The sequence below is a fragment of the Pseudomonas sp. R1-43-08 genome (assembly GCF_003852255.1).
Taxonomy (GTDB): domain Bacteria; phylum Pseudomonadota; class Gammaproteobacteria; order Pseudomonadales; family Pseudomonadaceae; genus Aquipseudomonas.
The window spans coordinates 1,001,598-1,027,980 of the sequence record NZ_CP027734.1; the positions used below are offsets into that span (position 1 = coordinate 1,001,598).

General features: G+C 61.3%; 26 protein-coding genes and 1 riboswitch. Of the genes, 17 read left to right on the forward strand and 9 right to left on the reverse strand.

Annotation, left to right across the window (positions count from 1 at the left end):
* The first annotated feature begins 21 nt into the window (after window positions 1–21).
* The 3 genes from hisG (at window position 22) to hisC (ending at window position 3,158) form a co-directional block, all read left to right on the forward strand.
* Window positions 22–657 carry an ATP phosphoribosyltransferase gene (gene hisG, locus C4J87_RS04420; RefSeq protein WP_003171824.1) on the forward strand — a complete coding sequence of 212 codons (636 nt, stop codon included), beginning with the start codon at window positions 22–24 and terminating at the stop codon, window positions 655–657.
* 128 nt (window positions 658–785) lie between these two features.
* A complete protein-coding gene (hisD, locus tag C4J87_RS04425; protein ID WP_124365848.1) occupies window positions 786–2,102 on the forward strand; it encodes a histidinol dehydrogenase in 1,317 nt (438 codons plus the stop codon).
* A gap of 3 nt (window positions 2,103–2,105) precedes the next feature.
* Entirely contained in the window at window positions 2,106–3,158 is a 1,053-nt protein-coding gene (hisC, locus tag C4J87_RS04430; RefSeq protein ID WP_124365849.1) for a histidinol-phosphate transaminase, read from the forward strand.
* Between the two features lie 115 nt (window positions 3,159–3,273).
* Here hisC and C4J87_RS04435 read toward each other — a convergent pair whose 3' ends face one another.
* Window positions 3,274–4,548 (reverse strand): uracil-xanthine permease family protein, encoded by a 1,275-nt coding sequence (locus C4J87_RS04435; RefSeq protein WP_124361324.1) that lies wholly within the window; start codon window positions 4,546–4,548, stop codon window positions 3,274–3,276.
* A 2-nt stretch (window positions 4,549–4,550) separates the two neighbouring features.
* The gene (gene upp / locus C4J87_RS04440; RefSeq protein WP_017138223.1) at window positions 4,551–5,189 is read right to left on the reverse strand and encodes a uracil phosphoribosyltransferase; all 639 of its coding nucleotides are present in this window, start codon (window positions 5,187–5,189) and stop codon (window positions 4,551–4,553) included.
* Between the two features lie 163 nt (window positions 5,190–5,352).
* Here upp and C4J87_RS04445 point away from each other — a divergent pair, with 163 nt between their 5' ends.
* From C4J87_RS04445 to C4J87_RS04455, 3 genes are all read left to right on the forward strand, one after another.
* Entirely contained in the window at window positions 5,353–5,910 is a 558-nt protein-coding gene (locus C4J87_RS04445) for a hypoxanthine-guanine phosphoribosyltransferase (protein ID WP_065885799.1), read from the forward strand.
* 3 nt (window positions 5,911–5,913) lie between these two features.
* Window positions 5,914–6,381, forward strand: coding sequence for a WbuC family cupin fold metalloprotein (locus C4J87_RS04450; RefSeq protein ID WP_124365850.1), 468 nt, complete (start codon window positions 5,914–5,916; stop codon window positions 6,379–6,381).
* Window positions 6,382–6,466: 85 nt separating this feature from the next.
* Entirely contained in the window at window positions 6,467–6,754 is a 288-nt protein-coding gene (locus tag C4J87_RS04455) for a PA4642 family protein (protein ID WP_124365851.1), read from the forward strand.
* Window positions 6,755–6,857: 103 nt separating this feature from the next.
* On the opposite strand, the gene mqo is transcribed toward C4J87_RS04455, so the two are convergent.
* Window positions 6,858–8,393, reverse strand: a complete 1,536-nt coding sequence (gene mqo, locus C4J87_RS04460) for a malate dehydrogenase (quinone) (protein WP_124365852.1) — start codon at window positions 8,391–8,393, stop codon at window positions 6,858–6,860.
* A 700-nt stretch (window positions 8,394–9,093) separates the two neighbouring features.
* Complete coding sequence (locus tag C4J87_RS04465) at window positions 9,094–9,327, reverse strand: hypothetical protein (protein WP_124365853.1); 234 nt, start codon at window positions 9,325–9,327, stop codon at window positions 9,094–9,096.
* A gap of 183 nt (window positions 9,328–9,510) precedes the next feature.
* On the opposite strand from C4J87_RS04465, the gene C4J87_RS04470 reads away from it, so the two are divergent.
* The gene (locus C4J87_RS04470) at window positions 9,511–10,095 is read left to right on the forward strand and encodes a YajG family lipoprotein (protein WP_124365854.1); all 585 of its coding nucleotides are present in this window, start codon (window positions 9,511–9,513) and stop codon (window positions 10,093–10,095) included.
* A gap of 56 nt (window positions 10,096–10,151) precedes the next feature.
* On the opposite strand, the gene C4J87_RS04475 is transcribed toward C4J87_RS04470, so the two are convergent.
* A complete protein-coding gene (locus tag C4J87_RS04475) occupies window positions 10,152–10,361 on the reverse strand; it encodes a hypothetical protein (protein ID WP_124361330.1) in 210 nt (69 codons plus the stop codon).
* A 180-nt stretch (window positions 10,362–10,541) separates the two neighbouring features.
* Between C4J87_RS04475 and C4J87_RS04480 the strand changes: the two genes are divergently transcribed.
* On the forward strand, window positions 10,542–10,799 hold the full coding sequence (locus C4J87_RS04480; RefSeq protein ID WP_124365855.1) for a hypothetical protein: 258 nt from the start codon (window positions 10,542–10,544) through the stop codon (window positions 10,797–10,799).
* 121 nt (window positions 10,800–10,920) lie between these two features.
* Here the strand turns inward: C4J87_RS04480 and C4J87_RS04485 are convergent, their stop codons facing one another.
* Window positions 10,921–12,084 carry a 1-acyl-sn-glycerol-3-phosphate acyltransferase gene (locus tag C4J87_RS04485; protein WP_177412787.1) on the reverse strand — a complete coding sequence of 388 codons (1,164 nt, stop codon included), beginning with the start codon at window positions 12,082–12,084 and terminating at the stop codon, window positions 10,921–10,923.
* A 133-nt stretch (window positions 12,085–12,217) separates the two neighbouring features.
* On the opposite strand from C4J87_RS04485, the gene C4J87_RS04490 reads away from it, so the two are divergent.
* From C4J87_RS04490 to C4J87_RS04505, 4 genes are all read left to right on the forward strand, one after another.
* Entirely contained in the window at window positions 12,218–12,400 is a 183-nt protein-coding gene (locus C4J87_RS04490) for a CPXCG motif-containing cysteine-rich protein (RefSeq protein WP_124365857.1), read from the forward strand.
* Between the two features lie 15 nt (window positions 12,401–12,415).
* Window positions 12,416–12,676 carry a putative signal transducing protein gene (locus C4J87_RS04495; RefSeq protein ID WP_124361334.1) on the forward strand — a complete coding sequence of 87 codons (261 nt, stop codon included), beginning with the start codon at window positions 12,416–12,418 and terminating at the stop codon, window positions 12,674–12,676.
* Between the two features lie 36 nt (window positions 12,677–12,712).
* Window positions 12,713–13,333, forward strand: coding sequence for an SOS response-associated peptidase (locus tag C4J87_RS04500; RefSeq protein WP_124365858.1), 621 nt, complete (start codon window positions 12,713–12,715; stop codon window positions 13,331–13,333).
* A 93-nt stretch (window positions 13,334–13,426) separates the two neighbouring features.
* Window positions 13,427–14,245, forward strand: a complete 819-nt coding sequence (locus C4J87_RS04505) for a M48 family metallopeptidase (RefSeq protein WP_124361336.1) — start codon at window positions 13,427–13,429, stop codon at window positions 14,243–14,245.
* Between the two features lie 65 nt (window positions 14,246–14,310).
* Here C4J87_RS04505 and C4J87_RS04510 read toward each other — a convergent pair whose 3' ends face one another.
* The 3 genes from C4J87_RS04510 to C4J87_RS04520 form a co-directional block, all read right to left on the reverse strand.
* On the reverse strand, window positions 14,311–14,895 hold the full coding sequence (locus tag C4J87_RS04510; RefSeq protein WP_124361337.1) for a TMEM165/GDT1 family protein: 585 nt from the start codon (window positions 14,893–14,895) through the stop codon (window positions 14,311–14,313).
* A gap of 89 nt (window positions 14,896–14,984) precedes the next feature.
* A riboswitch (yybP-ykoY riboswitch) is annotated at window positions 14,985–15,103 on the reverse strand.
* A 51-nt stretch (window positions 15,104–15,154) separates the two neighbouring features.
* Complete coding sequence (locus C4J87_RS04515) at window positions 15,155–16,153, reverse strand: class I SAM-dependent methyltransferase (RefSeq protein ID WP_124365859.1); 999 nt, start codon at window positions 16,151–16,153, stop codon at window positions 15,155–15,157.
* Between the two features lie 30 nt (window positions 16,154–16,183).
* The gene (locus C4J87_RS04520) at window positions 16,184–17,146 is read right to left on the reverse strand and encodes a 2-hydroxyacid dehydrogenase (protein WP_372238433.1); all 963 of its coding nucleotides are present in this window, start codon (window positions 17,144–17,146) and stop codon (window positions 16,184–16,186) included.
* Between the two features lie 87 nt (window positions 17,147–17,233).
* On the opposite strand from C4J87_RS04520, the gene C4J87_RS04525 reads away from it, so the two are divergent.
* The 5 genes from C4J87_RS04525 to C4J87_RS04545 all read left to right on the forward strand — a co-directional run bounded on the left by C4J87_RS04525 (window position 17,234) and on the right by C4J87_RS04545 (window position 26,380).
* Entirely contained in the window at window positions 17,234–17,866 is a 633-nt protein-coding gene (locus C4J87_RS04525; protein ID WP_124365860.1) for a LysE family translocator, read from the forward strand.
* 246 nt (window positions 17,867–18,112) lie between these two features.
* Window positions 18,113–19,795 carry a fatty acid--CoA ligase gene (locus C4J87_RS04530; RefSeq protein ID WP_124365861.1) on the forward strand — a complete coding sequence of 561 codons (1,683 nt, stop codon included), beginning with the start codon at window positions 18,113–18,115 and terminating at the stop codon, window positions 19,793–19,795.
* Between the two features lie 333 nt (window positions 19,796–20,128).
* Window positions 20,129–21,988 (forward strand): DUF1302 domain-containing protein, encoded by a 1,860-nt coding sequence (locus C4J87_RS04535; protein ID WP_124365862.1) that lies wholly within the window; start codon window positions 20,129–20,131, stop codon window positions 21,986–21,988.
* Between the two features lie 42 nt (window positions 21,989–22,030).
* On the forward strand, window positions 22,031–23,395 hold the full coding sequence (locus C4J87_RS04540; protein ID WP_124365863.1) for a DUF1329 domain-containing protein: 1,365 nt from the start codon (window positions 22,031–22,033) through the stop codon (window positions 23,393–23,395).
* Between the two features lie 255 nt (window positions 23,396–23,650).
* The gene (locus C4J87_RS04545) at window positions 23,651–26,380 is read left to right on the forward strand and encodes a LuxR C-terminal-related transcriptional regulator (protein ID WP_124365864.1); all 2,730 of its coding nucleotides are present in this window, start codon (window positions 23,651–23,653) and stop codon (window positions 26,378–26,380) included.
* Window positions 26,381–26,383 lie beyond the last annotated feature (3 nt).

A 26,383-nucleotide genomic window follows, 5' to 3' on the forward strand; every position in this document is an offset into this window, starting at 1 on the left:
GATGAAGGACTGACATTTCCCATGTTGACCATCGCACTGTCCAAGGGCCGCATCCTTGACGACACGCTGCCGCTTCTGGCTGAAGCGGGCATCGTGCCGACCGAGAATCCGGACAAGAGCCGCAAGCTGATCATCCCCACGACCCAGGACGATGTTCGCCTGCTGATCGTGCGGGCTACCGACGTGCCGACCTACGTTGAACATGGCGCCGCCGACCTCGGTGTGGCCGGTAAGGACGTGCTGATGGAATACGGCGGCCAGGGTCTCTACGAGCCCCTGGACCTGCGGATCGCGTTGTGCAAACTGATGACCGCCGGCCGTGTCGGCGATGTCGAGCCCAAGGGCCGCCTGCGGGTGGCGACCAAGTTCGTCAACGTCGCCAAACGCTACTATGCCGAACAAGGCCGTCAGGTCGATATCATCAAGCTCTACGGCTCGATGGAACTGGCGCCGCTGATTGGCCTGGCCGACAAGATCATCGACGTGGTCGACACCGGCAACACCCTGCGCGCCAACGGTCTCGAGCCCCAGGATTTCATTGCCGACATCAGCTCGCGCCTGATCGTCAACAAAGCTTCGATGAAAATGCAACATGCCCGTATCCAGGCGTTGATCGACACCCTGCGCACGGCAGTGGAGTCTCGACACCGCGGTTGACTCACCCGCGTAGCCCAAAGGCTGCGCCCGTCTATCCGCCTCATAGCCAGAATTCTCAGGTGCCCAAGCGGAAATGACTGCTAGTTTAGGGCGCCTGAGTTTTTGCCAATTCTATTGAGGCCCTCGCTATGACCACGTCCACTGCAATTGCCCGACTCAACGCTGCCGACCCGGATTTCGCCGATCATCTGGATTATCTGCTGAGCTGGGAAAGCGTGTCCGACGACTCGGTCAACCAGCGGGTGCTCGAGATCATCAAAGCCGTGCGCGAGCGCGGCGATGCGGCACTGGTGGATTTCACCCGTCAGTTCGACGGCCTGGACGTCAAGTCCATGGCGGACCTGATTCTGCCCCGTGAACGCCTGGAGTTGGCCCTGACGCGCATCACCGCGCCTCAGCGTGAAGCCCTGGAAGTGGCGGCGGCGCGGGTGCGCAGCTATCACGAAAAACAGAAGCAGGATTCGTGGAGCTACACCGAGGCCGACGGTACCGTGCTGGGCCAGAAGGTCACGCCGCTGGACCGCGCCGGCCTGTACGTGCCGGGCGGCAAGGCCTCGTACCCGTCGTCGGTGTTGATGAACGCGATTCCGGCCAAAGTGGCAGGCGTGACCGAAGTGGTCATGGTGGTGCCGACCCCGCGTGGTGAAATCAACGAGCTGGTGCTGGCTGCCGCCTGCATTGCCGGCGTCGACCGCGTGTTCACCATCGGTGGCGCCCAAGCGGTTGCCGCGTTGGCCTATGGCACCGAAAGCGTACCAAAGGTCGACAAAGTAGTGGGGCCGGGCAATATCTATGTCGCCACCGCCAAGCGCCATGTGTTTGGCCAGGTCGGTATCGACATGATCGCCGGCCCCTCGGAAATCCTCGTGGTGTGTGACGGCCAGACCGACCCGGACTGGATCGCCATGGACCTGTTCTCCCAGGCCGAGCACGACGAAGACGCCCAGGCGATCCTGGTCAGTCCCGACGCCGCGTTCCTCGATCAGGTCGCCGCCAGCATCAACAAGCTGTTGCCGACCATGGAGCGCGCCGAGATCATCGAGAAATCGATCAACGGCCGTGGCGCACTGATTCTGGTCCGCGACATGGAGCAAGCCATCGAAGTGGCCAACCGTATCGCGCCGGAGCACCTCGAGCTGTCCGTAGCGGACCCACAAGCCTGGTTGCCGTCGATCCGTCACGCCGGCGCGATCTTCATGGGCCGCCACACCAGCGAAGCCCTGGGCGACTACTGCGCAGGTCCGAACCACGTACTGCCGACCTCCGGCACCGCGCGTTTTTCGTCGCCGCTGGGGGTGTATGACTTCCAGAAGCGTTCATCGATCATCTTCTGTTCGCCCCAGGGCGCGTCCGAATTGGGCAAGACCGCCTCGGTGCTGGCCCGTGGCGAATCGCTGAGCGCCCACGCGCGCAGCGCTGAATATCGCATCCTCAAGGGAGAGTAAGGCATGAGCAAATTCTGGAGCCCTTTCGTCAAGGACCTGGTGCCTTACGTGCCCGGCGAGCAGCCAAAGCTGACCAGGCTGATCAAGCTCAATACTAACGAAAACCCCTATGGTCCTTCGCCCAAAGCGTTAGAGGCCATGCGGGCCGAATTGAACGACGACCTGCGTTTGTACTCGGACCCCAACAGCGACCGACTCAAGCAAGCGGTGGCGAAGTATTACGGCGTCGAGGCGAACAAGGTGTTCCTTGGGAACGGCTCCGACGAAGTCCTGGCGCATATCTTTCACGGCCTGTTCCAGCACGAGTTGCCGCTTTTGTTCCCGGATATCAGCTACAGCTTCTATCCGGTTTACTGCGGTCTTTATGGCATCAAGTCTGATCCTGTGCCGCTGGACGAACAGTTCCAGATCAACGTGGTGGATTACGCCAAGCCCAATGGTGGGATCATCTTTCCCAACCCGAACGCGCCAACCGGTTGCCTGCTGGCGCTGGACGCTGTGGAGCAAATTCTCAAGGCCAACCCGGAATCAGTCGTGGTCGTGGACGAGGCTTATATCGACTTCGGTGGCGAAACTGCAATCACCCTGGTGGATCATTACCCGAACCTGCTGGTGACCCAGACGTTGTCCAAGTCGCGCTCGCTGGCGGGCCTGCGGGTTGGCCTGGCGGTGGGACATCCGGACCTGATCGAAGCGTTGGAGCGGGTCAAGAACAGCTTCAACTCCTACCCGCTGGATCGTCTGGCGATTGTCGGCGCTGCCGTGGCGTTTGAGGACCGTGAATACTTTGAGAAAACCTGCGGGTGGGTGATAGACAGCCGTGAAAAACTCACCGGCCAGTTGCAGGCCAAGGGGTTTGAAGTGTTGCCTTCGGCAGCCAACTTCATCTTTGCGCGCCACCCACGGCATGATGCGGCTGGCCTGGCGGCCAAGCTGCGTGAGCAAGGGGTGATCGTGCGGCACTTCAAGCAGGAGCGGATTGCCCAGTTCCTGCGGATCAGCATCGGGACGCCGGAGCAGAACCAGGCGCTGATCGATGGGCTCGGCGAGCTCTAAGCCACACTGAAGATCAAAAAATGTGGGAGGGGGCTTGCTCCCGATGGCAGTGTCTCAGTCAATACATCAGTGACTGACACTCCGCTATCGGGGGCAAGCCCCCTCCCACATTTAGTTAGAGCAGCGGTTCGTCAGGCTTCTTGTGCTTCCAACCATCATTGCCCGGCAACAGCAGGTTCAAGCCAATCGCTACCACCGCGCACAGGGCGATGCCCTTGAGGCCGAAATCGTCCGGGCCGGTGCCGGTACCCACCAGTACACCGCCAATCCCGAACACCAGCGTCACCGACACAATCACCAGATTGCGCGCTTCACCCAGGTCGATCCTGTGGCGAATCAGCGTATTCATCCCCACCGCCGCAATCGAGCCGAACAGCAGGCACAGAATTCCGCCCATCACCGGTACCGGAATGCTCTGCAACAGCGCGCCGAACTTGCCGATGAACGCCAGGCTGATGGCGAACACCGCGGCCCAGGTCATGATTTTCGGGTTGTAGTTCTTGGTCAGCATCACCGCGCCCGTCACTTCGGCGTAGGTGGTATTGGGCGGGCCGCCAAACAGGCCGGCGGCCGTGGTGGCAATCCCGTCACCCAGCAATGTGCGGTGCAGGCCGGGCTTCTTCAGGTAGTCGCGACCGGTCACGCTGCCGACCGCTATCACGCCACCAATATGTTCGATCGCAGGGGCCAGGGCCACCGGGACGATAAACAGGATCGCCTGCCAGTTGAACTCCGGCGCGGTGAAGTGGGGCAGGGCGAACCACGGCGCGGCGGCGATCTTCGCCGTGTCGACCACGCCGAAGTAGAACGACATGGCAAACCCCACCAGTACGCCGGAGATGATCGGCACCAGGCGGAAGATGCCCTTGCCGAACACCGCGACGATCAAGGTGGTCAGCAGCGCGGGCATCGAGATCAGCATGGCCGTCTGGTAGTGGATCAGCTCGGCGCCGTCGCCGGACTTGCCCATCGCCATATTGGCGGCGATCGGCGCCATGGCCAGGCCGATGGAAATGATCACCGGGCCGATCACTACCGGCGGCAGCAGTCGGTCGATGAAACCGGTGCCTTTGACCTTCACGGCAAGGCCCAGGAAGGTATAGACGAAACCCGCCGCCATCACTCCGCCCATGGTCGCTGCCAGGCCGAATTGGCCCTTGGCGAGAATGATCGGGGTGATGAATGCAAAGCTCGAGGCCAGGAACACCGGCACCTGCCGCCCGGTCACCACCTGGAACAGCAACGTGCCTAAGCCTGCGGTGAACAGTGCGACGTTTGGATCAAGGCCTGTGATCAGCGGCATCAACACCAGCGCGCCAAATGCTACGAAGAGCATTTGTGCGCCAGACAGGATCTGGCGCCAAAGCGGGTCGTTGAATTCATCCTGCATGCTCACGCGTCCTTCTGCTTGGTGCCGAAGATCTTGTCACCGGCATCGCCCAGGCCTGGGATGATGTAGCCGTGTTCATTCAGGCGCTCGTCGATGGAGGCGGTGTAGATCTGTACGTCAGGGTGCGCTTTCTCGACGGCGGCAATGCCTTCGGGCGCGGCGACCAACACCATGGCGCGGATGTCCTTGCAGCCGGCTTTTTTCAACAGGTCGATGGTGGCGACCATGGAACTGCCGGTGGCGAGCATCGGGTCGATGATCATGGCCAGGCGTTCGTTGATTTCCGGGACGAGTTTTTCCAGGTACGTGTGGGCCTGCAACGTTTCTTCGTTGCGGGCCACGCCGACGGCGCTGACCTTGGCGCCCGGGATCAGGCTGAGCACGCCTTCGAGCATGCCGATACCGGCGCGCAGGATCGGTACCACGGTAATTTTCTTACCGGCGATTTTCTCGACCTGTACGGGACCGGCCCAACCGGGGATCTCGTAGGTTTCCAAGGGTAAATCCTTGGTAGCTTCGTAAGTGAGCAGCGCTCCAACTTCCTGAGCAAGCTCACGGAAATTCTTCGTGCTGATGTCGGCACGGCGCATAAGGCCGAGTTTGTGTCGGATCAGCGGGTGGCGGATCTCGCGAGTGGGCATGGGAAAGGCTCCGGCGGCGGGCAAAAAAACCGGCCTAGATTAATCTATCCGAGGGTGTTGTCCTATAGACATCAAGTACGTTAGTCCATAAAGGCTTGATTGGAGCGCAGTAGAAGCGTAACTTCGCCCGCTTTTCTTGCCACAGCACCCCTTGGAGAGCGCCATGTCCGCTGATCTCGAGCATATCCGTCAAATCATGCACGAGGCTGACTGCCTGTACACCGAAGCGCAAGTCGAAGCAGCGATCGCCAAGGTCGGCGCGCACATCACCCGCGAAATGGCCGACACCAACCCGGTAGTGTTCTGCGTGATGAACGGTGGCCTGATCTTCGCCGGAAAATTGCTCACTCACCTGCAATTCCCGCTGGAAGCCTCTTATCTGCACGCTACCCGCTATCGCAACGAAACCAGTGGCGGCGATCTGTTCTGGAAGGCCAAGCCGGAAGTTTCGTTTATCGACCGTGACGTGCTGATCATCGATGACATCCTCGACGAAGGGCACACCCTGGGCGCGATCATCGACTTCTGCAAGCATGCCGGCGCGCGCAAAGTACACACCGCCGTGCTGATCGACAAAGACCACGACCGCAAGGCGCGCCCTGAGCTCAAAGCCGATTTTGTCGGGCTGCCGTGCATCGACCGCTATATCTTCGGTTATGGCATGGACTACAAGGGCTACTGGCGCAACGCCAATGGCATCTACGCGGTTAAAGGAATGTAATCGATGGCCCGCTTTCTTGATCAGACGTTATTTGCAGAGTTGGCCGAGAAAGCGGGCGCCAGCCCCCGTGGCCGGCACCATCACAATTTCCACCAGATGGAAGAGCCGTGTCATCGGCTCGCCGTGGCCCTGCAGCCGAGTACCTATGTACCGCCGCATCGGCACTTGAGCGCGGACAAGGCGGAAACCTTGCTGGTGCTCCAGGGGCGACTGGGCCTGCTGATATTCAGCGACACTGGTGAGGTCATCACCAAACGCGTGATGCAGGCAGGGGGCGAGTGCGCGGGCGTCGACCTGCCGCCGGGCGTGTTCCACGGCCTGGTCGTGCTGGAGCCTGATACGGTGATGTTCGAGTGCAAGGCCGGGCCCTATCGACCGGTGGGTGAGGGTGAGTTGGCCGATTGGGCGCCCCGCGAGGGCGATGCCGGTGTGGCTGACTACCAACGCTGGATGCTCGCCCAGTTCGATTGAGCTGCGGCTCTTCTACGCTTTCGAAGCCTGTGTACCACAGGTAGACTTCAACCCCCGTATCAATGTCTGCAGGCTGGAGTCGGTAATGCGTAAAGATAAAAAACAGGTGATCGGTGACGAGATCGGCGACGACCAGATCAAATTGTTCCTGAACTTCGAGCCGGTCGATGCGACGTCCCCGTCCCTGCACAAACTGATCAAGGCCTATCGCGGCCTGCGTATCGACGACTTTGAGCGCTTCCTGGGCTTCTTCAAGGAGGCCGGTCTGGACCTGGATGGCAAGGATGAGCATGGCCAGACCTTTGTCGACCTGATCAAGGACCAGCGCAACGCCGCCGAGTACATCGAGCTGATCGACAAAGCCCGCAGCTGATTATCCGAGCCATAAAAAAACGCCCCGACCTCATAAGAGTCCGGGGCGTTTCGCTTTTAACGGTAGGAGCGAGCTTGCTCGCGAAGAACCTGAGAGCGCCGCGTCAAACCAGATGCGCTGCGTTATCGTTATCGTTTTTCGCGAGCGAGCTCGCACCTCCATCTACCAGCTCCAGGCTGATGTTGTTTTGCGTATTGATCTTGCGATACAGCTCGGCATCCGTCTCCAGCACTTTCTCGCGCGCCGGGAAAATCTCGTGCAGCTTGGTCGCCCATTCGCCCTTGGCTTTCTCCGGGAAGCAGCGCTCGATCAGGTCAAGCATGATCGACACCGTCACCGAAGCGCCCGGCGAGGCGCCCAGCAGCGCCGCCAGCGAACCATCCTTGGCCGCCACCAGCTCGGTGCCGAATTGCAGCACGCCGCCTTTCTTCGGGTCTTTCTTGATGATCTGTACCCGCTGGCCGGCCACTTCCAGGCGCCAGTCTTCGGCTTTCGCCTCGGGGTAGAAGCGGCGCAGGGATTCCAGGCGCTGCTCCATGGACTGGCGCACTTCGCTGACCAGGTACTTGGTCAGGTCCATGTTGTCGCGTGCCACGGCGAGCATCGGACCGATGTTGCCGGCACGAATCGACATCGGCAGGTCCAGGAACGAGCCGTGCTTGAGGAATTTGGTGGTGAACCCGGCGTATGGCCCGAACAGCAGGGACTTCTTGCCATCCACCACGCGGGTATCCAGGTGCGGTACGGACATCGGTGGCGAGCCCACGGCGGCCTGGCTATAGACCTTGGCCTGATGCTGTCTGACCACTTCTGGGTTGTCGCAACGCAGCCACTGGCCGCTGACCGGGAAACCGCCGAAGCCTTTGCTTTCTTCGATGCCCGACGCCTGCAGCAGCGGCAACGCCGCACCGCCGGCGCCGAGGAAGACGAACTTGGCATCCACGTCGCGGCTGTTGCCGCTGTTGACGTCCTTGATGCTGACGGTCCAGCCGGCACCATTGCGCTTGAGGCCGGTGACGCGCTTGCAGTACTTGACCTGGGCGTCCGCCGAACTGGTCAGGTGGCTGAGCAGTTGGTTGGTCAGGGCGCCGAAGTTGACGTCAGTACCGTTCATCACGCGGGTCGCGGCGATTTTTTCGTCCAGCGGGCGGCCCGGCATCATCAGCGGCATCCACTCGGCCATCTCGCTGCGGTCTTCGGTGTAGTGCATGTCCGAAAACGCATGGTGCTGGCTGAGGGTTTCAAAACGCTTCTTGAGGAAGGCAACGCCGTTTTCGCCCTGCACGAAACTCAGGTGCGGGACCGGGCTGATGAAGGATTTGGACGAGCCAAAGGTGCCTTTTTTGGTCAGGTACGCCCAGAACTGTTTCGACACCTCGAACTGGGTGTTGATGTGCACGGCTTTCTTGATGTCGATGGAGCCATCGGCGGCCTGCGGCGTGTAGTTCAGCTCACACAGCCCGGCGTGGCCGGTACCGGCGTTGTTCCACGGGTTGGAACTCTCCGCGGCACCCGAATCCATCAGCTCAACGACTTCCAGCTTGAGGCCGGGGTCGAGCTCCTTGAGCAGTACGGCCAGGGTGGCACTCATGATGCCGGCCCCTACCAGAACTACGTCGACTGCTTCGTTATGCGCCATTTAACGCGTCTCCAAAATCTGCAGCACCAAATTGACGGCATGGCTGCCAGGAGTGACAGGGCGGTTCACGTGTTGCCCCAGGTTACCCATGGCCAGGATCGCCATGTCCGTTTCGCAATTCTTTGCAACTTCAGCGCACGCTTCCTGCCCGGCTAATCTGCCTATGAACGCATTCATGGGCGCCTGTGGCAATTCGACTTATGGTCAAAGCGTGCGATTCGTGCAACCAATCCGTAGCGGACAGGCTCAAGCTCCGGTTGTTGAGGAGTACTCGATCCTGTGTTGGGCTGTTCCAGACGCTGATGGTGCTTGTACAAACGCCAAACTATTCATTTGCTCGCCACACTCTTGTGAAGTTGTGAAAACCCGTTTTTTCACGCTCTTTTGAAGACGTGAACCTCAAAAAAGGGCTGCCCAGCCTGGCACCTGGCCCGTGAAACGGGCAACAAACTCAAGTGGCCGAGCGCAATGGCAGCTCTGGCAGATTCGATAAAGACGGGTGGTTTGCAAAGGAAACAGCAAGCACGCCAGCTTCACTCGATCTGTGTGGGCGGCTCTCTGTGGGCAATTGGGAGGTTAATGCCGAGGCAATAACGATGCTGCGGGGCCCGATCAGGAGACGTCCTTATAATCGGGGGGAGATTGTAGCGAAGAACGCCGGGGAAATGGGCGTGTTTTATGACTTTTATTAGTGCGCTGGTCAGGAGGCCAACGCTTGTCGTGAAGATGCGCGTACAAACTCAGGGCTGACCCGTGCACTGGCCGGCAGCGGGCGGTGCATCCAGCCAAGGTGTGTCTCTGCAACTTCCACCCAGCCTTCACCGACGGGCGGCAGGCTGCATTGCTTGAACGCCAGGCAATGGCCGTGGGCGTCGAGCAGGGCAAAGTGGCGGTGGCGGGCGTGTGACAGGAACAGTGACTTGAGAAGGCGCATGGCGATGTACCGGTTGCGTTACATGCTTGAAGGTTCTCAGTCTGCCATGACATTGCAATGACGCTTTTATGTGAAATTGTAATTTGCCCCATGCCTTCAGCTGCGGTTCAGGATTGCTGGTGAGTGACGCGCGTGCACCGTTATACTGGCGGCCTGTGTGCGCCTAGTCTTGGAGAAATGAGTATGTTGCAACGCCTGTTGTTCGGTTTGATCACTGTGACCAGTTTGGCTTTGGTTGGCTGCGCCAACAGCCCGCAACAACTCAGCCCGCAACCCAAAGTCACGGCGCAGTTGGCCCCGGTCGGTCACGGTCAGCCGGTGTCGGTGCGTGTGGTAGATGGCCGTCCGTCACCTACGCTGGGTTCGCGTGGCGGCCTGTACCCGGAGACCGCGCTGATTTCGGTGACCGGCCAGGACGTGCTGCCCAAGCTGCAGGCCCAGGCTGAAGCCGCTGTGCGCTTGTTGGGCTTTACGCCGACCAACACGCCGGGTGCGCCGCAACTGACCGTCACTCTGGCCGAACTGAAATACCAGTCGCCCAAGGAAGGCCTGTATGTGACCGAAGCGTCTATCGGCGCAACCTTCAAGTCCGACGTCAGCGCCGGTACGCGTCGCTACAGCGGCCGCTACGCTGCATCCCTCAACCAGCGCTTCGGTATGTCGCCGAACCAGGAAACCAACACCAAGCTGGTCAGCGATGTGCTCAGCGACGCCTTGACCCGACTGTTCAAGGACCCAAGCATCGGCCAGTTGCTCAGTTCGCAATAAGCTGTTCAAAAAAACCGGGCTCATCGCTGAGCCCGGTTTTTTTTCGCCTGGCGCTTTCACGCGGCCGTGTCGACATAAAAATCCAACATGCTCACGCCAGTGAGTAAATCCAGCTCCGGCAGGTCGGCATGCACCTGCCCGGCGAGGGCGCAATACACCAGCCAGTGGCGGTCCTGGACGTTGAACGCAAGGCCGCCGACCAATGCCTCCTGTTCATCGCTTGGGGCAATCAGATACAGCCGGTCCTGGTTTTGCGCATGCAGCATGACAAGCACCTCACGTCGAAGGGCATCAGAGTGGCTTGTTAAGGTGACGTTCAGGTGACGCTGTAAATTACTGGATACATTAGCCGTCAACGGGGAGGGAGCAGTAACGGCGCAGGAAGCCACTATCGTTCAGGTTTGTATCTGGACCGATACCCGAATACTGTTTCGCCGAGGTTTGCGATGGCGTTGTCCGCGCTGCTCATCAATGCTGTAGCCCTATTGATTGCCTGCTCGGGCGCCGTAGTGCTGTTCCTGACCCGTCTGCGCGCGCAACGTGCGATGGCCGACCTCGCCCTGCGCAGCGAAGAGCGGGCCATCGACCAACCGATGCTGTTCCTGGATACGCGCACCGAACGGGCCTATCGCCAGGCTTACCGCGTCGGGTTCGCGGGCCTGGGGCTGGCGCTGGTGCTGTCCTGGCTCAGTACCCATTTGTAAGTACGCCGCCAAACAAATGTGGGAGGGGGCTTGCTCCCGATAGCGGTGGGTCAGTTGCAAATACCTGCACTGACACACCGTAATCGGGAGCAAGCCCCCTCCCACATTTTTTGACCGGTGTTTACAACGGGATCCCCGCCTTCACCCGATACTGATTACGCACCGGCATCGCATATTGCGTCACCAGGTACGGGCGGTGCTCGGATGGGCATTCGTGCAAGCGCCGCTCCCACTCTGTCTTCGCCTTGGCCAGCTCGTCGGCCGGGAATACGTCCGCAGCCTTGGGCACTTGCAGTTGTGGGTCGGCATCGTTCCATTGGGCATACGCCAAGTAGTGCGCCGGGAACAGCCGATAACCGCCCAGAATCTGCCGGTCCATTTCGGCAGCCAGCACCTTGGTGTCTTCGAAGCGCTCGGTAATCGGCGGCGCGAAGTTCACGTGCACCCGGCCTTTGTAGCCGGTGATGCCCAGCGCAATGCTGACGTCATCCTCGCCCGGCGCCTTGCAGTAGGTGCCGGTGGTGGCGCGGATATACAGCTCGCGGGCCTTGGCGGCGTCGCACGGGTCGTACTCGTAGCTGATCGACACCGGCGTCAGGTTCAACGACTGGATGACTTCGGCGAACGGCTCGTCCTTGCGGCTGACGTGGAACATCTTGAGGATCGCCGATTCGGTGCGATCATCCCCATCCTTGGCCCGACCTTCGGCCTGGGCGATCCAGATCGACTGGCAGTCGTTGCGGATCGAATGGTTGATGTAGGCCGACAGCAACTGGTAGGCCGCCATCTTTTCCTTTCGCCCGGTGATCGAGCGGTGCACGATGAAGCTCTTGTTCAAGCGCATCAGGTCGCTGACAAACGGCTTTTGCAGCAGGTTGTCGCCGATGGCGATGCGCGGCGTCGGCAGGCCGGCATGGTAGACGGCGTAGTTGACGAAGGCCGGGTCCATCACGATGTCGCGGTGATTGGCCAGAAACAGGTAGGCGCTGCCGGATTTCAATTGCTCGACGCCGGTATAGGTGACGCCGTCAGTCGCGCGGTCGATGGTATGGTCGACGTAATACTCGACTTTATCCTGCAGCGTCGCCACGGTGGTGACACCGGCGAATTCACGGCGCAGTTTGCGTGCGATCATCGGCTTGAGCAGCCAGCCCAGCGCACCAGCGAAGCGCGGGAAGCGGAAGTGGGTCAGGATGTCCAGAAAGGCCTTGTCACGGAACAGCCGGTCCAGCACTGCCGGGACTTCGCTGTCGTTGTAAGGTCGGATGGTATCGAATTCGCCCATCATGCTCTCTTGTTAGAAACGGCTAGGGTAAGTAGAAGAAATACCAGGGTGCGGCCTGAGTAATGGGCTCAGCCGAAATATAACCCTGTAAATAGACCGGCGATTATACGCACAAGTCACTCAGGAGACCGCGATGCTGGAAAATGCGCTGTACGATTGTCCTTATTGTGGTGAAACGGTCGAAACGACGGTGGATTTGTCCGGCGGTGATCAGGTTTACATCGAGGACTGTCAGGTGTGCTGCAGGCCGATCAGTTTCAACCTGCAGGTGCATGACGACGAGTGGATGCTCGAGACCCGCAGCGAGAACGAATAAACAACAGGTAACGCGATGCAGCGAATCTACGAACCGGAAAACCTCATGGAAGGCGAGCTGCTGCAACAGATGCTCGCCAGCGAAGGGATCGAGGCGCACCTGGTGGGGCGCCATTTGCTCGGTGGCACGGGTGAACTGCCGATTTTCGGTTTGCTGGGGCTGGAGGTCGACAATGATCAGGCCGCCTACGCCCGCGAACTCATCACCGCCTATAACGCCGCGCAACCCTTGCCCGGCGACGAACCCGACAGCTTCCCCGACGTATTGGTCTGTTAGGCTGTCGGTCGGTTTACCCAAGAGTCGTGTTGCCCCATGTGTGGACGTTATGCCCTGTTTCGCTGGACCCCCGCTTTTGCTGCCTTGCCGGGGTTCCCGGCCGACCAGCAGGCCCAGTGGAATATTTCCCCCAATGATTCGGTGCTGATCCAGCGCGCCCTCGACGGCCAGCTCACCCTGGCGCGTGCGCGTTGGGGCCTGACGCCGCCCTGGCTCACTGACCTGTCCCGCACGCCGGCCCATGCCCGCGCCGAAACCCTGGCCGAGCAACCGATGTTTCGCGAAGCGTTCCGCCAGCGGCGTTGCCTGCTGCCGGCCAACGGGTTTTACGAATGGCGCGGCACCCAGCGCAAACGCCCGTACTGGCTGACGCCGGGGGAGGGCTCCACGTTGTTTTTCGCGGCGATCTGGGAAGCGTATCCGGTGCAGGAGCAGGTGTGGTTGAGTACGGCGGTGGTCACCCAGGCGGCGCAGGCTCAGCGTCGGCCATTGATCCTGGATGAAGCAGGGCAGGCCGCCTGGCTGGACCCCGCGACACCGCTGGCGGTGCTGCAAGGTCTTCTGGCCAGTGAGCCCGCCGCTTTGCGCGAGCGGGTCCTGGCCAATATGGTCAACGATCCCAAGCTCAATGGGCCGGAATGCCTGACCCCGGCTTGAACCGTCGACATTCAGCGGTTAAATGTCTGATGTATCTGGCGCCGATACAAATGTCCGCCTACGATACGCGCCATGTTTCCAGGGAGCGTGTTCATGAAGAAGTCATTGGCGGTAAGCGGGTTGGTGGCAGCGATGCTGCTGGCCGGGTGTCAGTCGGTCAATACCACCAGCGGCGGCGCGGTTGGGGTTGAGCGCAAGCAGTACATGTTCAGCATGCTGTCGAGCCAGGAAGTCGACCAGATGTACGCCCAGTCCTATCAGCAGACCCTGGGTGAGGCGAGCGGCAAAGGCGTGTTGGACAAGACCAGCGCCAACGCCAAGCGCGTGCAGGCCATTGCCAATCGCCTGATCGCCCAGGCGCCGACCTTCCGCCCGGATGCGGCGCAATGGAAGTGGGAAGTGAACCTGATCAAGAGCGATGAGATGAACGCCAACTGCGGGCCGGGTGGCAAGATCCTGGTGTACAGCGCGTTGATCGACAACCTCAAGCTCACCGATGATGAACTGGCCGCCGTGATGGGCCATGAAATCGCCCACGCCTTGCGTGAACACGGCCGCGAAGCCATGTCCAAGGCCTACGGCATCGAGATGGCCAAGCAGGGCGCCGGTGCATTGTTCGGCCTGGGCCAGGACAGCCTGGCGCTGGCCGATACCGTGGCCAACTATGGCATGACCTTGCCCAACAGCCGCAGCAATGAGAACGAAGCCGACCTGATCGGCCTGGAGCTGGCCGCCCGCGCCGGCTACAACCCGAATGCAGCCATTACGCTGTGGAACAAGATGGCCAAGGCCTCGGAAGGCGCGCCGCCGGAGTTCATGAGCACGCACCCGGCATCCGACAGCCGTATTGCTTCGTTGCAGGCGGCGATTCCGAAGGTCATGCCGCTGTACCAACAGGCCAAGAAGTCCTAAGGCCTGATGGGATCAAAATGTGGGAGGGGGCTTGCCCCCTCTCACATTGGATTGGGTTTGCAGATTTAGATCCACCCACTGCTTTGCATAGCCTTGTACACCGCCACGATTGCCAGTACGAAAAACGCCGTTGCCGCCAATCGACGAATCAACGTCAACGGCAGCTTCTCCGCCGCAAAATTCCCCGCCAGCACCACCGGTACGTTGGCAATCAGCATCCCCAGCGTAGTGCCGATAATCACCAGCCATAGTTCCGGGTATTGCGCGGCCAGCATCACCGTGGCGATCTGGGTCTTGTCGCCGATTTCCGCGATGAAGAACGCAATCAGCGTAGTCAGGAACGGCCCGAACTTGCGCGTGGTGCTGGCTTCATCATCGTCGAGTTTGTCCGGCACCAGCGTCCACAGCGCCGTGGCACAGAAGCTGGCCGCGAGAATCCAGTGCAGCACCGCATCGGAGAAGAAACTCCCGAACCAGGCGCCTACCGCACCGGCCGCCGCATGGTTGGCCAGGGTCGCGGCGACGATGCCGGCGATGATGGGCCAGGGCTTGCGAAAGCGAGCAGCGAGAATGAGCGCGAGCAGTTGCGTCTTGTCGCCGATTTCGGCCAGGGCAACGATTGCGGTAGGAACGAGCAGTGAATCCAGCATCAGGTAGGTTTCCAGGGGCGGGTCGACACGGCTATGACACGTACAGCCTTCCCGCCCCGGGTAAGGTGTGCGTGTCATAGGTCTTGTCAAACCCCGGTCCGTCTGTGCGGACTCCTGGGTCGCATACGCCATGGTCTGCTGACCAAGTATGTTGACGTATGCCGGACGAGCGTGGGCTCGTGGGAGACTACTCCCCTAGGACGGAGCGGATTCTGCCTAGGCAAAACCCATTCGGCAAGCCTTCTTTTTCAAACGCCCGTCAGGGGCGTTTGGCCCGGTAGATGCGAAAACCATTGCCTTCGGCTTTGACGGCGCAGATGCCCAAATGCTCTTCGATCAGCGGCTGGTACTTCAGGAAGCTGTTGGCGACGAGGCGCAGTTCGCCGCCTTTTGCCAGATGTTTTGCCGCTTTTCGCAGCAGGTTTTCCGTAGCGAAGTAATCGGTGTGCACCCCGACATGGAACGGTGGGTTGCTCAAAATCGCGTTCAAGCCCATCGGCGCGGCGTCGATGCCGTCACCAGTCAACACTTCGGCGTCCAGGCCATTGGCAGCCAGGGTCAGGCGACTGCTGGCGGCGGCGAAGGCGTCCACATCGAGCAGCGTCACGGTGTTATGCGGGTAGCGACGTTTTACCGCTGCCCCCAATACGCCGGCGCCGCAACCAAAGTCGAGCAAATGCCCGCTGGGCAGCTTGTCCAGGTGCGCCAGCAACAGTTCGGTGCCACGGTCCAGGCGGCCATGGCTGAACACGCCCGGCAGGCTCACTACCTTGAGCGGCCCGTCGGCCAGCGGTACGTCGAAGGTCTGCGCCAGGCTATCGAGTTCGCGCGCTTGCGGCGCGTTGCTCACCGTGACCTGCCAAAGCTGACAATGCCGTGCGTTATCCAGCTTGCGCGGTTTGCCGAAGGGAATCATTTGCTTGGCGGCGCTTTCGATACCGGCTTTTTTCTCGCCCACCAAAAACAGCTCGGCACCGGGCAGGCGCGCGGCCACGGCGTTGAGCAGGTAGTCGGTGAGGTCTTTGGACTTGGGCAGGAAAATCACCGCCGCATCGAATGCGCGCTCGGGCACGGTCACGCCGAACTGGCTGCGCTCGGGAAAACGCGCCGCAAGCGCCGCCTGGTCGCCGGCATGCCAGCACCAGCCATGGGCATTGGGCAGGCGCCCGAGCAAATCGTCGGCAGGCAAACCGACCAGCAGCAGGTTGCCTTGAAAAAGTTCGGCCTGGCGAAGCAGTACTTCACTGCGCGGATCCATGGTCTGCTCCTTGAAAAGGGGCGCAGTTTATCAACTGACGACGCGAAGCGGGGCACCGTTGAAAAAGCCCAGGGCGTTTTCGCGCAATTGCCCGACGATCCGTTGCCGCGCTTCACGGCTGCCCCAGGCGTTATGGGGCGTGACGATCAGCCGAGGAATGTCAGCGGCCAGCAGCGAGTTGCCCTGGACCGGAGGCTCGACACTCAGCACATCGGTGGCCGCACCGCCCAGGTGCCCGCTGCGCAGCGCATCGGCCAGCGCCTGTTCGTTGATCAAGCCTCCGCGTGCAGTGTTGACGACAAACGCGCCGGGCTTGAGCAGCGCCAGTTCGCGCGCGCCGATAAGGTCGCGGGTGTGCTCGTTGAGCGGGCAATGCAAGGTCAGCGCATCGACCTGCGCCAGCAGATCATCCAGCGGTACGCGGTCGGCACGGGCAGGGCGCCCGGGAATCGCGCCGAGCACCACGCGCATGCCGAAGGCTTCGGCCAGGCGCGCCACGGCGCTGCCCAGCTCGCCATGCCCGAGCAGGCCGAGGGTTTTGCCCTCCAGCTCGACAATCGGGTAGTCCAGCAGGCAGAACTGCCTGGCCTGCTGCCATTTGCCCGCGGCCACATCCCGTTGATAGTCGTTCAGGCGCGTGGCGAGGTTGAGCAGCAGCATGAGTGTGTGCTGGGCCACTGACGGCGTGCCGTAGCCCTGGCAGTTACTCACGGTGATGCCTTGGGTGCGGGCGGCGTCGAGGTCGATGTTGTTGGTGCCGGTGGCCGACACCAGGATCAGCTTGAGGTCGGGGCAGGCGGCCAGAGTCTCGGCGTTGAGCGGTATTTTGTTGCTGATGGCGACGTGAGCGCCCTGCAAGCGTTCGAGCACATTCTGCGGCGTGGTCTGCTCGAACAGCTGCAGCTCGCCGAAGCAGTCGCGCAGCCCACTGAGGTCGAGGTCGCCGAGGTCCAGGGAGGGGTGATCGAGGAAGACGGCGCGGCGATTGTTCATGATCAACTGTACCTTTTGCGACGAGGTTCGAAGGCGTAATCTGCTGAGCCTATCAGATGAAATAATCCGTTACTTCATGGAGCGCGCATGTACGTCGCCGAGTTTTTGACCGTAGCCTTGATTCACTTGTTGGCGGTGGCCAGCCCTGGGCCGGACTTCGCCGTGGTGGTGCGTGAAAGCGTGACCCACGGCCGGCGCGCCGGTACCTGGACCGCGCTGGGCGTCGGTTCGGCGATTTTTCTGCATGTCGGTTACTCGTTGCTGGGCATCGGCTTGATCGTGTCCCAGTCCATCGTGCTGTTCAATGCACTGAAATGGGCGGCAGCGGCGTACCTGCTGTATATCGGCTTCAAGGCGCTGCGCGCGCAGCCGGCCAAGCCTGTGGCCGAAGGCGAGCTGCATCGCGAGGCGGGCGAGCGCACCCCACGCGGCGCGTTCACGGCGGGTTTCGTGACCAACGGCTTGAATCCCAAGGCCACGCTGTTTTTCCTGTCGCTGTTTACGGTGGTGATCAACCCGCACACACCGTTGGCGGTGCAGGCCGGTTATGGCGTGTATCTGGCGGTGGCGACGGCGCTGTGGTTTTGCCTGGTGGCCATGCTGTTCAGCCAGCAGCGCGTGCGCGCCGGGTTTGCGAAGATGGGGCATTGGTTCGATCGCACCATGGGCGCTGTGCTGATTGCGATTGGTGTGAAGCTGGCGTTTACCAGCATGAAGTAAACCTGATCTGTGTGGGAGGGGGCTTGCTCCCGATGGCGGTGGATCAGCTGATGAATACTTGGCTGACACACCGCTATCGGGGGCAAGCCCCCTCCCACATTGGACCTCAGTGAGTTCAAGATGCTGGCTAAAAGCTAGCATTTACTGGGCCCTGCAAATCATTCCTTTGGCTGATTTGGTTGAAACATAACGTCTCTACAGTGCAGGTCTTCACGCCAAGACCGCGCAGTCATAAAAGGGATTCGTATGTTGCAGACCCGTGTCATTCCCCCCGCCGAAGGCGCTTACCAGTACCCGCTGTTGATCAAACGCCTGTTGATGTCCGGGACTCGTTACGAGAAGACCCGGGAAATCATCTATCGCGACAAGCTGCGCTACACCTACCCGACCTTGATCGAGCGTGTCGCGCGCCTGGCCAATGTGCTGACCGAAGCCGGGGTCAAGGCTGGTGACACGGTGGCGGTGATGGATTGGGACAGCCATCGTTACCTGGAATGCATGTTCGCCATCCCGATGATCGGCGCGGTGATCCACACCATCAACGTACGCCTGTCGCCGGAACAGATCCTCTACACCATGAACCATGCCGATGACCGCTTTGTGCTGGTCAACAGCGAGTTCGTGGGGCTTTACCAGGCCATCGCCGGGCAACTCACCAGCGTCGACAAGACCTTGCTGATCACCGACGACGACAGCAAGACCGCCGACCTGCCCAACCTGGTGGGCGAGTACGAAACCCTGCTGGCTGCGGCGAGCCCGAAGTACATCTTCGAGGATTTCGACGAGAATTCCGTTGCCACCACCTTCTACACCACCGGTACCACCGGCAATCCCAAGGGCGTGTATTTCACCCACCGCCAACTGGTGCTGCACACCATCGGCGTGGCGACCATTATGGGCAGCGTCGACAGCGTGCGTTTGCTCGGCACCAACGACGTGTACATGCCGATCACGCCAATGTTCCACGTACACGCCTGGGGCCTGCCGTATGTGGCGACCATGCTCGGCCTGAAGCAGGTCTACCCCGGCCGCTACGACCCCGAATACCTGGTGGCGCTGTGGCGCCAGGAAAAGGTCACCTTTTCGCACTGCGTGCCGACCATCCTGCAAATGCTGCTCAATGCCAAGGCCGCCCAGGGCGTGGATTTCGGCGGTTGGAAAATCGTCATTGGCGGCAGCGCGCTCAACCGTTCGCTGTACGAAGCCGCCAAGGCCCGTGGCATTCAATTGACGGCCGCGTACGGGATGTCCGAGACCGGGCCGCTGGTGTCCTGTGCCCACCTCAATGCCGAGCTGATGGCCGGCAGCGAAGATGAACGCACCACCTACCGCATCAAGGCTGGCGTGCCCGGCCCGTTGGTTGAAGCGGCGATCATGGACACCGACGGCAACTTTCTGCCGGCCGACGGCGAATCCCAGGGCGAACTGGTACTGCGTGCGCCCTGGCTCACCGAAGGCTATTACAACGAGCCGCAAAAGGGCGCCGAGCTGTGGGCCGGTGGCTGGATGCACACCGGTGATGTCGCCACCCTGGACGCGTTCGGCGTGATCGATATCCGTGACCGCATCAAGGACGTGATCAAGACCGGTGGCGAATGGATCTCCTCCCTGGCCCTGGAAGACTTGGTCAGCCGTCACCCGGCGGTACGCGAAGTAGCGGTGGTGGGCATTGCCGACCCGCAGTGGGGCGAGCGCCCGTTTGCCCTGTTGGTGTTGCGTGATGGCCATGTGATAGGCGCCCGTGAGCTCAAGGAGCACCTCAAGCCGTTCGTTGAATTGGGCCACTTGAGCAAGTGGGCGATTCCGAGCCAGATCGCCGTTGTTACGGAAATTCCCAAGACCAGCGTCGGCAAGCTCGACAAAAAACGTATCCGTATCGACATCATCCAATGGCAGGCCAACAACAGCACGTTCCTGTCGACCCTCTGACACCGCTCGCCGCGCCCGTTCGGGCGCGCGCTGCTCTATCTCAAGCCTTTACTTGTGATTTGCCGAATTTCAGCCATCCTTGCCGCGTCGACCTTCGTCGGCGTGGCGAAAGGGTCGTGGCAGACGGGTTGGTGATGCAAATCACACTTTAGAGGGATCAAGCACTACCCCCTGCTGGCTATAGTCCCTTCCAGAGTTTTTCGTGGATGTTGCGCTTCGGGCGAGGGTCGCCCGGTTGTCGCTCGGCATTGGAATCGTTGTATCCCGGCCGTTACATGCATCTTCCGAAAGAGCTCACTGCCATAACAATAAAATGCACATGGAGTAGCGTCGATGACCTCAGTAAACCAGTTCTGGCGCCGGGCACGACTGCCCCTGGCCGTCAGTCTCGCTTCTACGCTCGCCGGGCCCGCATTCGGCGTCAGTTTCAACATCGGTGAAATCGAAGGGAGTTTTGACTCATCCCTGTCGGTAGGCGCCAGTTGGAGCACGTCCAAGGCCAACCGCGACCTGATCGGCGCCAACAACGGCGGCAAGGGCTTGTCCCAGACCTCCGATGACGGGCACCTGAACTTCAAGCGCGGAGAAACGTTCTCGAAGATCTTCAAGGGCATCCACGACCTGGAACTGAAGTACGGCGACACCGGTGTGTTTGTGCGTGGCAAGTACTGGTACGACTTTGAGCTCAAGGACGAAAGCCGTCTGTTCAAGGACATCAGCGACAACAACCGCAAGGAAGGCGCCAAGTCGTCGGGCGGGCAGATCCTCGATGCGTTCGTCTACCACAACTACTCGATCGCCGATGCGCCGGGTTCCGTGCGGTTTGGCAAACAGGTGGTGAGCTGGGGCGAAAGCACCTTCATTGGCGGCGGTATCAACTCCATCAACCCGATCGACGTGTCGGCGTTTCGTCGTCCGGGGGCCGAGATCAAGGAAGGCTTGATTCCGGTCAACATGTTCTACGTGTCCCAGACGCTCACCGACAACCTGTCGGCCGAGGCGTTTTACCAGTTGGAATGGGACCAGACCGTCACCGATAACTGCGGCACCTTCTTCTCCCAGCCGGACGTGATTTCCGATGGCTGCAGCAATAACCTGCGGGTACTGAACAAGCGCTCGACCATCCCCGGCGCAGCATTGCCGACGTTGGGCGCGCTGGGTGTGGACGTGAACAGCGAAGGCGTGCTCGTGCGCCGTGGCCCCGACCGCGATGCCCGCGACAGCGGCCAGTTCGGCATGGCCATGCACTACAACTTCGAGCCGCTGGATACCGAATTCGGCGCCTACTTCATGAACTACCACAGCCGTGCGCCGATCTTCAGTGCACAGGGCGCGCCGTCGTCGGCCTACACCCGTCCACTGGGTCCGCTGGGGGCCTTGCGTCCGTTGATCGTGGCGGGCAGCTCCAACTACTTCGTGGAGTACCCGGAAGATATCCGCCTCTACGGTTTGAGCTTCTCCACCACCCTGCCTACCGGCACCGCCTGGAGCGGTGAGTTGAGCTACCGTCCGAATGCGCCGGTGCAGTTGAGCACCACCGATATCCTGTTTGCCGGCGTTACGCCGATTCCGGGCTTTGGCAACGCGTCGGTGCTCAAGGGCTCGCCAGGCCAGGACCTGCACGGTTACAACCGCAAGGAAGTGACCCAGTTCCAGACCACCTTCACGCACTTCTTCGACCAGGTAATGGGCGCCAGCCGCCTGACCACCGTCGGTGAAATCGGCGTGACCCATGTGGGTGGGCTGGAAAGCAAATCCCAGGCGCGCTATGGCCGCGATCCGGTCTTCGGTCCCGGCACCTTGCCAGGTGGGTTCTGCAACGCGCTTAACAACTCCACCGCCAACGGCGCCGGCTTGCCCAACGCGGCTGGCCTGAACACCAACTGCAACAACGACGGCTACACCACCGCAACCTCCTGGGGTTATCGCGCCCGTGCCATCTGGGAATACCCGGACGTGTTCGCTGGCGTCAACCTCAAGCCCAACGTGGTCTGGTCCCATGACGTCAAAGGTTACTCGCCGGGCCCTGGCGCCAACTTCGAAGAAGGGCGCAAGGCGGTCAGTCTGGGCCTGGATGCCGAATACCAGAACACCTACACCGCGAGCCTGGCCTACACCAACTTCTTTGGTGGCAAGTTCAGCACCGTGGATGACCGTGACTTTGTCGCGTTGAGCTTTGGCGCCAACTTCTAAGCACACTCTTTTCAAGTGGCATGTATTCAGGAAGACCAGAGTATGAAAATAACTAAAAGTCTGTTGCACGTGGGTGTGCTTGGGCTGTCGATCCTGGCGAGCAACGTCATGGCGGCGGTCTCGGCCGATGAAGCGGCCAAGCTCGGCACCAGCCTGACCCCGATGGGCGCCGAAATGGCCGGTAACGCGGCCGGCACCATCCCGAAATGGACGCCGATGCCGACCAACGCCGGCGCCGTGGATGCCAAAGGTTTCCTCGCCAACCCTTATGCCAGCGAACAACCGCAGTTCACCATCACCGCGCAAAACGTCGAGCAATACAAAGACAAACTGGCGCCGGGGCAGTACGCGATGTTCAAGCGTTACCCGGACTCGTTCAAGATGCCGGTCTATCCGACCCATCGTGGCGCCACGGTGCCGGCTGAGGTGTTCGCTGCGATCAAGAAAAACGCCACCACCACCAACCTGGTGTCTGGCGGTAACGGCCTGGAAAACTTCGAGACGGCCGTGCCGTTCCCGATTCCGAAAAGCGGTGTGGAAGTCATCTGGAACCACATCACCCGTTATCGCGGTGGCAGCGTCACCCGCCTGGTCACCCAGGCCACACCGCAAACCAACGGTTCCTACAGCCTGGTGTACTTCCGCGACCAGTTCGTGTTCCGCGACAAGATGAAGGACTTCGACCCGAAAAACCCAGGCAACGTGCTGTTCTACTTCAAGCAGCAAGTTACCGCGCCGGCGCGCCTGGCCGGTGGTGTACTGCTGGTGCACGAAACCCTCGACCAGGTGAAGGAGCCGCGTTCGGCGTGGGTCTACAACGCCGGCCAGCGCCGTGTGCGCCGGGCACCGCAAGTGTCCTATGACGGGCCGGGGACCGCCGCCGATGGCCTGCGTACCTCCGACAACCTCGACATGTACAACGGCGCGCCGGACCGCTACGACTGGAAACTGGAAGGCAAGAAGGAAATCTACATCGCCTCCAACAGCTACAAGATCGATGATCCGAAGCTCAAGTACGCCGACATCATCAAGGCCGGCCATATCAACCAGGACCTGGCGCGCTATGAGCTGCGCCGTGTCTGGCATGTGGTCGCCACCTTGAAGGAAGGCCAGCGCCACATCTACGCCAAGCGTGACTTCTTCATTGACGAAGACACCTGGCAAGCAGCGGTGATCGATCACTACGACGGCCGTGGCCAACTGTGGCGCGTCGCCGAAGCCCATGCCGAGAACTACTACGACAAGCAAGTGCCGTGGTACGCCCTGGAAACCCTCTACGACCTGCAGTCCGGCCGCTACCTGGCCCTGGGCATGAAGAACGAAGAGAAACAGGCCTATGACTTCGGCTTCACCGCCACCACCAGCGACTTCACTCCAGCGGCCCTGCGCCAGGATGGCGTGCGCTAACCTGAACCTATGTTGATACCCCTGTGGGAGGGGGCTTGCTCCCGATAGCGGTCTGACAGTCGACACATGCATTGACTGATCCGCCGCTATCGGGAGCAAGCCCCCTCCCACTTTTGTTTGGGGTGTCCGTGGGGGATATTTTTTGTCGCAGTTCTTTTTCAGGCATTTGTTGCAAAGATCTACAATCCCGCCGCTTTTACCGCTAGTCTGCGGACATCTGCAATGCCGACAACAGCCTTCCACAAGAGCCCGGCGATGACTGATCTGTCCCGAATCCAAGGGCCTGCCAGCGCGGTGATTCCGACCCTGGAAGGCCGCTTCTACAGGCCGCCGCTGCCTGATGGCTACGTGCTGCGCCCACGCCTGTGCGAACGCCTTGGCGCCGGCCTGGAAGGGCGACTGTTGCTGGTCAGCGCGCCGGCGGGGTTCGGCAAGAGTTCCCTGGCGGTGGAGTTCTGCCAGAGCCTGCCCGCCCACTGGCAAAACCTGTGGCTGGGCCTGAGCCCACGGGACAGCGACCCTGGCCGTTTTCTCGAGCGCCTGCTCGAAGGCTTGCGCCAGTATTTTCCGCAACTCGGCGCCCAGTCCCTGGGCCTGCTGAAAATGCGTCAGCGTCACCAACCCTTTGCCTTTGAAGAATGGCTCGATGGCCTGCTCGATGAGCTGACGGTGCACCTGTGCGCCCAGGCGCCGCTGTTACTGGTGCTGGATGACTACCACCTGGCCCAGGGGCCGGTGTTGGACCGTTGCCTGCAATTTTTCCTCAATCATTTGCCCGATGGCCTGGTGGTGCTGGTCACCAGCCGCCAGCGCCCGGATTGGCACCTGGCGCGCCTGCGCCTGTCGCGGCACCTGTTGGAATTGCATGAGCAAGACCTGCGCCTGACCCATGACGAATCCCTGGCCGTGCTGGACCGGCACAGCAGTTCGTTACGTGGCGAGGCCCTGGAAAACCTGATTCGCCGCAGCGAGGGCTGGGTCGCCGGCCTGCGCTTCTGGCTGCTGGCGGCCTCTGAGGCCGGCAATGATGGCGCCCTGCCGCAGGGCCTGAACGGTGGCGAAGGGCTGATTCGCGATTACTTGCTGGAAGAAGTCATCGATTGCCTGCCTGCGGAGGTGCAAGCATTCCTGTACGACACCGCACCCCAGGAGCGCTTTTGCAGCGAGCTGTGCGATGCGGTCCGCGAGGCCCATGACAGCCCGGAAATCCTGCGCTACCTGCAGGCCCATCAGGTGTTTCTGGTGCCGCTGGATGAACACGGTCACTGGTACCGTTATCACCATTTGTTTTCCGACCTGCTGCGCGCCCGCCGCGAAAAGAGCGCCACGTTACCGTTGGCCAGTCTGCACCTGCGCGCCTGTCGCTGGTTCAACGCCCAGGGCCTGATCGATGAGGCGGTGGAGCAGGCGCTGCGGGCCGGGCACCTGGATGTGGCGGCGAACCTGGTGCAGAACCTCTCCGAAGAACAGCTGCTGGCCGAGCAGAATGTCGGCATGCTGCTGCGCTGGAAGATGGACTTGCCCGACAGCCTGTTGATCAGCACCCCGCGCTTGATCGTGCTCTACAGCTGGGCGCTGGGGCTGGCGTGCCAGTTGGACGCGGCGCAGGAGCTGTCCGGCTACCTCAGTCGCTTCCTGCCGGCGCCGTCGGCCACCGCGCAAAAATCCATGCTGGCCCAATGGCTGGCACTGAGCGGGATCATCGCCCGTGGGCGAGGGGACCGCGAATTGACCCAGCGCTATTGCAACGAGGCGCTGGAGAGCCTGCCGCACAAGCGTTACGGCCAGCGCTTGATGTGCCTGTCGACCCTCTCCAACCTGGCGATCGTCGATGCCGATCTGTGGCGGGCTCGTGGCCTGAACCGCGAATCCCTGGAACTGGCGCAGCGCGTCGGCAACCCGCTGTTTGAAGCCTTGGCCCATTACGACCGGGCGCGGGTGCTGCAGGCGCGAGGCGAGATCCTGCGCGCCCTGGACGAAGTGCGCCAGGGCCTGCTGCGCCTGCAGGGGCTGGCACCCCAGCGGCTGTACGCCGTACGCGCGCGGTTGTCGTTGTATGAAGGCTACCTGCTGCTGCTGCGTTACCAGCCCGAAGCCGGGCTTGCGCGTTTGCGTGCCGGCCTGACCGAAGCCCGTGCCTGCCGGGATATCAGTGTGCTGATCGGGCATTGCGTGATCGCCAGCTTCGAAGGGCGGCGAGGCGATTTCTCCGCTGCCTTTGCCGAGTTGGCCGAGGCTGAGCGCTTGATGCATATCTGGGACGTGCCGCCGATCTACTACCTGGCGATGATCACCCTGATCAAATGCGAGTTGTGGCTGGCCCAGGACCGTACCGACCTGGCCGATGCCTGGCTGACGCGGCTGGGGCAGACCTACACAGGCGAGCAGGCAGCCGCCGCACCGGAGTTTCATCCGCACTTGCCGCAACACGTGGAGCTGCAACAGGCCGCGCTGGACGCCATTCGCCATCAGCCCGATAGGGCATTGCGACGGCTTGAGGACCTGGCGCAGCAGGCGCTCGGCAGTGGCCGCCAGATGATTGCCCTGGTGGCGCTGACCCAGCAGGCCCAGGTGCTGCTGGCGTGTGGCCAGGAAGCCAAGGCCAGGCCGGTATTGGCCCGCGCACTCGAAGCCGGCGCGGGCGGCGCGTTGCAACCGTTCCAGCGGTTGCTGGAGGACTATCCGGATTGGCTGCGCGAGCAGTTGGGCAAGCCGCCCCATCAGCCGTTGTACCAGGCATTGCTGGCGCTGCTACCGGCAAGCGCCGTCGTCGCGATCGCGCCTCACCATGAAACCTTGAGTACACGGGAGCTGGCGGTCCTGCAGTTGATCGCCCAAGGCTGTTCAAACCAGGAGATCAGCAACCAGTTGTTCATTTCCCTGCACACAGTGAAAACCCACGCCAGCCATATCAACAGCAAGCTGGGCGTGGAGCGCCGCACCCAGGCGGTGGCGCGCGCCAAGTCGATGGGCTTGCTGGGTTGATTG

Excerpts from the sequence above, each read along its gene's own strand:
- hisG (WP_003171824.1), top strand. The coding sequence starts at position 22 with ATGTTGACCATCGCACTGTCCAAGGGCCGCATCCTTGACGACACGCTG.
- hisD (WP_124365848.1), top strand. The coding sequence starts at position 786 with ATGACCACGTCCACTGCAATTGCCCGACTCAACGCTGCCGACCCGGAT.
- hisC (WP_124365849.1), top strand. The coding sequence starts at position 2,106 with ATGAGCAAATTCTGGAGCCCTTTCGTCAAGGACCTGGTGCCTTACGTG.
- C4J87_RS04435 (WP_124361324.1), bottom strand. The coding sequence starts at position 4,548 with ATGCAGGATGAATTCAACGACCCGCTTTGGCGCCAGATCCTGTCTGGC.
- upp (WP_017138223.1), bottom strand. The coding sequence starts at position 5,189 with ATGCCCACTCGCGAGATCCGCCACCCGCTGATCCGACACAAACTCGGC.
- C4J87_RS04445 (WP_065885799.1), top strand. The coding sequence starts at position 5,353 with ATGTCCGCTGATCTCGAGCATATCCGTCAAATCATGCACGAGGCTGAC.
- C4J87_RS04450 (WP_124365850.1), top strand. The coding sequence starts at position 5,914 with ATGGCCCGCTTTCTTGATCAGACGTTATTTGCAGAGTTGGCCGAGAAA.
- C4J87_RS04455 (WP_124365851.1), top strand. The coding sequence starts at position 6,467 with ATGCGTAAAGATAAAAAACAGGTGATCGGTGACGAGATCGGCGACGAC.
- mqo (WP_124365852.1), bottom strand. The coding sequence starts at position 8,393 with ATGGCGCATAACGAAGCAGTCGACGTAGTTCTGGTAGGGGCCGGCATC.
- C4J87_RS04465 (WP_124365853.1), bottom strand. The coding sequence starts at position 9,327 with ATGCGCCTTCTCAAGTCACTGTTCCTGTCACACGCCCGCCACCGCCAC.
- C4J87_RS04470 (WP_124365854.1), top strand. The coding sequence starts at position 9,511 with ATGTTGCAACGCCTGTTGTTCGGTTTGATCACTGTGACCAGTTTGGCT.
- C4J87_RS04475 (WP_124361330.1), bottom strand. The coding sequence starts at position 10,361 with ATGCTGCATGCGCAAAACCAGGACCGGCTGTATCTGATTGCCCCAAGC.
- C4J87_RS04480 (WP_124365855.1), top strand. The coding sequence starts at position 10,542 with ATGGCGTTGTCCGCGCTGCTCATCAATGCTGTAGCCCTATTGATTGCC.
- C4J87_RS04485 (WP_177412787.1), bottom strand. The coding sequence starts at position 12,084 with ATGGGCGAATTCGATACCATCCGACCTTACAACGACAGCGAAGTCCCG.
- C4J87_RS04490 (WP_124365857.1), top strand. The coding sequence starts at position 12,218 with ATGCTGGAAAATGCGCTGTACGATTGTCCTTATTGTGGTGAAACGGTC.
- C4J87_RS04495 (WP_124361334.1), top strand. The coding sequence starts at position 12,416 with ATGCAGCGAATCTACGAACCGGAAAACCTCATGGAAGGCGAGCTGCTG.
- C4J87_RS04500 (WP_124365858.1), top strand. The coding sequence starts at position 12,713 with ATGTGTGGACGTTATGCCCTGTTTCGCTGGACCCCCGCTTTTGCTGCC.
- C4J87_RS04505 (WP_124361336.1), top strand. The coding sequence starts at position 13,427 with ATGAAGAAGTCATTGGCGGTAAGCGGGTTGGTGGCAGCGATGCTGCTG.
- C4J87_RS04510 (WP_124361337.1), bottom strand. The coding sequence starts at position 14,895 with ATGCTGGATTCACTGCTCGTTCCTACCGCAATCGTTGCCCTGGCCGAA.
- C4J87_RS04515 (WP_124365859.1), bottom strand. The coding sequence starts at position 16,153 with ATGGATCCGCGCAGTGAAGTACTGCTTCGCCAGGCCGAACTTTTTCAA.
- C4J87_RS04520 (WP_372238433.1), bottom strand. The coding sequence starts at position 17,146 with ATGAACAATCGCCGCGCCGTCTTCCTCGATCACCCCTCCCTGGACCTC.
- C4J87_RS04525 (WP_124365860.1), top strand. The coding sequence starts at position 17,234 with ATGTACGTCGCCGAGTTTTTGACCGTAGCCTTGATTCACTTGTTGGCG.
- C4J87_RS04530 (WP_124365861.1), top strand. The coding sequence starts at position 18,113 with ATGTTGCAGACCCGTGTCATTCCCCCCGCCGAAGGCGCTTACCAGTAC.
- C4J87_RS04535 (WP_124365862.1), top strand. The coding sequence starts at position 20,129 with ATGACCTCAGTAAACCAGTTCTGGCGCCGGGCACGACTGCCCCTGGCC.
- C4J87_RS04540 (WP_124365863.1), top strand. The coding sequence starts at position 22,031 with ATGAAAATAACTAAAAGTCTGTTGCACGTGGGTGTGCTTGGGCTGTCG.
- C4J87_RS04545 (WP_124365864.1), top strand. The coding sequence starts at position 23,651 with ATGACTGATCTGTCCCGAATCCAAGGGCCTGCCAGCGCGGTGATTCCG.